This window comes from Pseudomonadota bacterium (assembly GCA_010028905.1).
Lineage (GTDB): Bacteria > Vulcanimicrobiota > Xenobia > RGZZ01 > RGZZ01 > RGZZ01.
In genome coordinates this window covers 1-4,405 of record RGZZ01000425.1, presented here as the reverse complement: position 1 = coordinate 4,405, position 4,405 = coordinate 1, and the positions used below count along the sequence as shown (strand labels likewise).

6 protein-coding genes are annotated in these 4,405 nt (G+C 67.6%); 1 reads left to right on the top strand and 5 read right to left on the bottom strand.

Annotated features, from left to right (window positions below; translation table 11 throughout):
* From EB084_20425 to EB084_20415, 3 genes are all read right to left on the bottom strand, one after another.
* Positions 1–708, bottom strand: a 708-nt coding sequence (locus EB084_20425; GenBank protein NDD30633.1) for a hypothetical protein, incomplete at its 3' end; no start/stop codon positions are given.
* Between the two features lie 617 nt (positions 709–1,325).
* Positions 1,326–1,721, bottom strand: a complete 396-nt coding sequence (locus tag EB084_20420) for a hypothetical protein (GenBank protein NDD30632.1) — start codon at positions 1,719–1,721, stop codon at positions 1,326–1,328.
* A 248-nt stretch (positions 1,722–1,969) separates the two neighbouring features.
* A complete protein-coding gene (locus EB084_20415) occupies positions 1,970–2,356 on the bottom strand; it encodes a hypothetical protein (GenBank protein NDD30631.1) in 387 nt (128 codons plus the stop codon).
* Between the two features lie 178 nt (positions 2,357–2,534).
* Between EB084_20415 and EB084_20410 the strand changes: the two genes are divergently transcribed.
* Positions 2,535–2,897: a hypothetical protein gene (locus tag EB084_20410; GenBank protein NDD30630.1), complete on the top strand. Its 363-nt coding sequence runs from the start codon at positions 2,535–2,537 to the stop codon at positions 2,895–2,897.
* A 606-nt stretch (positions 2,898–3,503) separates the two neighbouring features.
* Here EB084_20410 and EB084_20405 read toward each other — a convergent pair.
* Both EB084_20405 and EB084_20400 read right to left on the bottom strand, forming a co-directional pair.
* Complete coding sequence (locus EB084_20405) at positions 3,504–3,752, bottom strand: hypothetical protein (GenBank protein ID NDD30629.1); 249 nt, start codon at positions 3,750–3,752, stop codon at positions 3,504–3,506.
* Between the two features lie 62 nt (positions 3,753–3,814).
* On the bottom strand, positions 3,815–4,405 hold a 591-nt coding region (locus EB084_20400; GenBank protein NDD30628.1), incomplete at its 5' end, for a hypothetical protein.

Genomic DNA, 4,405 nt, shown 5'->3' with positions numbered 1-4,405 from the left:
CAGGTTGAGCTCAGTCGCCGCTTCACCACGGATCTGCGCCTCGAAGCGCCAGACCGGCTGGCCCTCGACCCAACCCGCGTCGCGCCAGCGTGCGTGCTCGATGGCGAGCTTCTCGTGGTCGTCGGCGTACCGCTCCAGCTCGACGTCCTTCCGGTAGAGGCGGGCGCTCAGCGGGTTGCCCCGCGAGAAGGAGAAGCCGGTCAGCGGCGCCAGCTCGTGGTCGCCCGTCTTCCAGTGAACGTCGACCTCGCCGTGGTAGTCGGTGCCGCCCTTCGAGCGGCTGATGAACGACTCCCGGTCGTCGACCGTGAAGTCGACGCCGCACACGTCGACCGCCAGGTCGATGCGGGCGACCACCAGGCCGGGATCGTTGTCAGCGAACGAGCCCAGGGCGTCTGCGATCTGCTCTGCCCGCTGCACGAGCTGGCGAAGCGGGTGCGTTGCGCAGACCACGGCGCCGAACTCCACCCGAAGGTTGTGCGGCCCGTACCCGACGAGCACCGTGCAGTCGGCGTTCGCCAGGCGGAACGGCTTGTCCTTCGCCCCGCGGCCGAAGATGGCGAACTGGATGCCCGCCAGCTCGAAGGGGGCGCTCTCCTGCCCGGTGCCCTTCAGCCGCTCCTTCTCCTTCTCCAGACGCGCGTACGCCTGCTCATAGACGCGCAGGCTGCCCTGCAAGTGCAGGGTGTCGACGCGCCTCCCGAGCACCCGGCCCTGGTCGGCAGCATCGGAGGCCGCCCTGGTGTTCTGCCTGGGAGGGGTGTCCGAGAGGTAGGTGCCGCCGCTACGAGCGGCGGCAGGAAGCGCAGAAACGGCGCTCGTTGGCGCCGGCGGGGGCGGGTTCCCCTCCCCCGAACCCCCTCCCGGTGCCGCTCCCGACGAGCTGCTGGTGTTCTGGGGTGGGGTGTTACCCAGGCCGCTGCGACCATCCGCCGGTCCCTCGGAGACGACCCCAGGACCGACCCGCTCCCCGGCAGGAGCCGGGGCCCCTGGGTCGGGACCAGGGGGCGACGCCCCCTCGCCGCTACGCGGCTCACCCCCGAAGGGCTCCCGGCGCGACTCCCCTCCCAGCAGCTCGCTGGGGCTCGATCCTCGGAAGCTGCCGGTCGGGGTTGCCGGCCGGGAGCCCTTCGCGTCCCGTGGGTCAGACGGGCAGCTTTCGGGGGTCGAGAGACGCTGGTCGCGTGCGCAGTCTTGGCGGCCGAGATCGGCCTGGGATACATTCACGAGTGACTCCTTCGACGGGTTCGAGCCGTCGCGGGGGAGTGGCCCGGTTCCGCCTGCCAGCGGTTCCGGGTCGCGGCTTTTGTGGCCGCAGGTTGAGGTTACACGGCGAGTGACCTGACCGGAAGGTTGCGTGCGGCAGAAACGCGCAGCGACGCCACGCCGACCAGCAGCGCGCAGACGCACGCGGCGCCGACCTGATCAGCCTTCGAGCCTCCCGCCCAACCGGAGAGACGGAAGCCGACGTAAGCGCCAGCCCCGATGCCGAGCAACGGAAGCAGGTAGCCGAACGCACCATCGAGCGTCGGCGCGACGTGCGGCGCGACGTTGCGAGCCACCTCGCCAACGATGCCGCCGTAGCTACCGCTCGCTGCGAGCTGGTGCGCCTGAGCCTGCCGCGCATCGTTGGCACGCTCCGTCTGGAGCTTCGCCTCGGCCTTGGCGGTCGCGACCTCGCGCGCTGCTTCGAGGAGCGTCGCGTAGGTTTCGGCACTCATTTCGGAGCGGCCCCTCGCGTACTCCATCGCCCCCTTCGTCCCTGCGTCGGTGGACGAAAGCGCCGCGAAATGCGGCGGAGGGGCCAGCGGCACGTTTCCAGGTAGAGGTGCAGTAGGGCGATCCGGCGGCATGAGCCACGGGATCTGCGGAGCTGGCGTCTCCCGGCGTACCGCCTCGCGGTCGAAGGAGTTTGCGACAGCCTGCACGGCCCGAGTCGACTGCTGATCGTGGAGAGTGTCGTGGATGCTCATCGCGCAGCCTCGTGGAGGTGCGCGTTCAGCGGCGTCTTCGGCACAAGGCCAGCAGCGAAAACGTCCACGCCTGGCGCCATCTTCGCCGACTGCGGAGCGGGCTGCGGCTGCGCATCGGCTTTCGGCAGAGGACTCGAAAGCTCCTCCATCAGGACCGTCATCGACGCTCGCAGGTTCGCGATGTTCGCTTCAGCCAGGCGGGACATGGTCAGCCAGCCGGCAAGGCCGGCAACGCTCTTGAAGAACGTGCGCGACCCGCAGAACGCGCAAATCACGAACGGCCGGCCGAACTTCTTGTCTTGCTGGATCTGAGCAGGCGAACCGCAAAGCGGGTCGACGTGCCACCGCCCGAGCAAGGCAGCGAGACTGGTGCGCGGCTTCAACGCCGGTTCCGCCAGCTCGACGGGCGCGCACGCACCCTCGCGTGCGCGCGTTGCTGGTTCGTCATGACGAGCTGGCTCGTTGGTTAGTTGAGCGTCGAGCATGGCCGATGGTGTCACGGCCTACGGCCATAGGTCAAGGCCAAGGCCATGGCCGCGGCCATAGCGAAAGCCTAGGCCCGTGGACGGTCGCCGCCAGCTCGTGCAGCATCGGCCCATGGCCAAGCCCATCGACCTGCGGCCTCGTGGCGAACAGCCAGCGGCCTCCGAGCCGTCGACCCGTTCGCGGGTGTTCTTCGACGCCGCGCTCGCAGAGATCTTCCGCAAGCTCTGCCGGTACGAGGGCAAGGACGCTGACCAGATGCTCGACGCCATGGTGCGGCTCTGGGTGAAAGAGCGCGCGCCTCAGCTTGAACTGGTCGAGGCTGACGAGAGTGCCGAAGAACGTCGCCAAGGCGAGCGCCGCACAAGAATCGGGACTAGCTCGCTCTACCCGACCGAAAACAACAAACGTTCTGGCGAGGATCGAAGGCGGGGAGAATAGGTCCACCCCGGTGGCATGGTAGTTGAACCGGGTTCGTGACCCCGGTGGCATGGTAGTTGAACCAGGTTCGGGCCCCAGAACAGACCTGCCCGGATCATTGGCAAACGCTGGTTACGGGGTGCATGAGCCACCTCGTCTACTCAGTTCACCAAAACACCTTCGTCACCATGAAAGACGCCATCGACTACGTGGTCGATGAGTTGAAACCACGAAACAAGGTTCGTGTCCGCGTCTTGGCCTCGTCCATGATGGACGGCGTTTTCAACCATCACGTCGCTACGCTGGCCGTGAGCCGCGATGGATCCGTCAGCGTGCCCCCGTACGAGTTCGACGTAAACCCGTACCGCGCATCGGTAAAGCGCTTCAAGGGGACGTCTAAAAAGACAGCCAAAACAAAGCGCTATGAACGGAAGCACGAAATTTGCGCAGACTGCGGCGCAAGTATCCCAGACGTTAGCGCGTGCGGTCTTTGCGGCAGCAGCCGCAGGGTCGTAGGGGGAGTTCCCTCGTGGGTCCGCGCCAAGGGTTACAGGTTCCGAAACTGAGCAATTGACGACGAAGCGCGCCGCGTGGCCTCCTTATAAGGATGGCTACGCGGCGTTCTTTTTATCTTGCCGCGCGCCGTCTCGGCACCAGCTCGCGGACGTGAGCCTCCCAGAGGTCGGCGAGCTTCTCGCGATCCTCGTCGCGCTCCAGCTCGACCGTGAACGGCTCGTACCTCGTGCGCGGAGGCGCTTCGAGCCGAGGTGAGCGCCACCCGCAGGTGCAGGCCACCTGTAGCGACCGCACCGACTGCGCCCTGTCGTCGCGCGGGTAGCCCAGCTCGCGCCAGAGCCCGTGGTCGTCCTTGACCATGGCAACGACGTAACCCTCGTGACTCGTTGCTTCTTCTAAGAACCAGCCCATCTGCCTTCTCCTCACGCAGCAGGAGCTGCCGCGGTGACCTCTGCCTTCAGCAGCTCGTCGTCCATCGTCGCCATCTCGGCAGCCTTGCCAGCCATCCCGAGACGGAAGGCGTCGAACCACTCGTGCCGGTCCTTGCGGGTGAACTGCTGATAAAGCGCCCGCCGCAGACTGCGCGTTAGAGCCCGCTCGACGCGGGCCACGTCCCAGGTGTCGGTCGGCCCGTCCTGGCGGATGATCTCGGCCAGCTCGCCGTCACGGGCGAGGTAGCTGACTGCCGTCCCGAGGAGCTGCGGCGCATCCGCGCCACCACGCGAGCGACGCTGGCGAACGGCCGGCGCCACGTTCTCGTGGACGAACGCGACCCCTTGCAGGAGCTGCCAGCGGGGGTCGACCGGCGCCCGCTCGCGGCGGGTAGCCTCCCCGAGGTCGACCAGGCGCAGCCACTTGCGGGTCACGTACTGCCAGGCCGGGTCGAGGCTTTCCTCGAGAATCCTTGTTGCTCGCAGGTTGAGCTCAGTCGCCGCTTCACCACGGATCTGCGCCTCGAAGCGCCAGACCGGCTGGCCCTCGACCCAACCCGCGTCGCGCCAGCGTGCGTGCTC